A 1,010-nucleotide genomic window follows, 5' to 3' on the forward strand; every position below is an offset into this window, starting at 1 on the left:
CACCTTCACCTTCTAACGCGTGCAGAAACTCAAGCCGCGCGCGTCGTAACGGTCTGTTACGGCCATACCGTTGAGGATGCGGGTCCTGCTCTGGAATAGTGAGCGGCTGACCCATCACCCCCAACGGAGTTCCCATGAAGCTGTACAGCAAGCCCGGTGCCTGCTCCACCGCCGACCACATCGCCCTGCAGTGGACCGGCCAGCCGTTCGAGGTGGAACTGCTCGACAAGGACACCCTGAAGGCGCCGGCGTTCCTGAAGATCAATCCGGTCGGCTCGGTGCCGGCGGTGGTCGATGGCGACTTCACGCTCACCCAGAACGCGGCGATCATGGGCTACATCGCCGACACCTACCCGCAGGCCGGCCTGGCCGGTGACGGCAGCGCCCAGCAGCGCGCAGAAGCCACCCGCTGGCTGTCCTTCGTCAATTCGGACCTGCACCCGGCGTTCAAGCCGCTGTTCGGGCCGGGCAACTTCATCGGCGATGAAGGCCAGTACGACGCGGTCCGCGCCATCGCGCTCAAGCGCCTGCGTGGCCTGTTCGAACGCGCCGACCAGCAGCTGGAAGGTCGCCAGTGGCTGGCCGGCTTCCGCAGCTTCGCCGATCCTTACTTCTACATCACCCTGCGCTGGGCGGCTGGCGCCAAGGTCGACCTGAGCGGCCTGGACAACGTGGCCGCGTTCAAGCAGCGCATGGAGGCCGATCCGGGCGTGCAGGCGACGCTGCAGGCCGAAGGACTGCGCTGAGCCCGGCGTGATGGTGCCTATTGACCCGTCCTGCCATAGGTTGACACCTGTGGCGGATGATTCAGCCGCCGTCAGGCGGCCAAGGACGCCCGATGGACTGCATCGGGCGTCTGCATTTTAAGGGACAGGTGCGGTCGCTCGGCGTTATAGATCGCCACCGACTCGGCCACCATCTGCCGTACCTGCGCCAGGTCCCGAGGGCGATGCAGCAGGAATTCGCCTTTCAAGATCCCATTTACCCGTTCTGCCAGCGCATTCTGGTAG

At 65.1% G+C, this 1,010-nt stretch carries 2 protein-coding genes; one reads left to right on the top strand and one right to left on the bottom strand.

Translation table 11 applies throughout. The features are described 5' to 3' along the window. Positions 1 to 134 precede the first annotated feature (134 nt). Positions 135 to 746: a glutathione S-transferase family protein gene (locus ACXJKH_RS21195; protein WP_256776241.1), complete on the top strand. Its 612-nt coding sequence runs from the start codon at positions 135 to 137 to the stop codon at positions 744 to 746. A gap of 71 nt (positions 747 to 817) precedes the next feature. On the opposite strand, the gene ACXJKH_RS21200 is transcribed toward ACXJKH_RS21195, so the two are convergent. Then, on the bottom strand, positions 818 to 1,010 hold a 193-nt coding region (locus ACXJKH_RS21200), incomplete at its 5' end, for an integrase core domain-containing protein (protein WP_457322328.1).

This window comes from Stenotrophomonas sp. P5_B8, assembly GCF_054049855.1.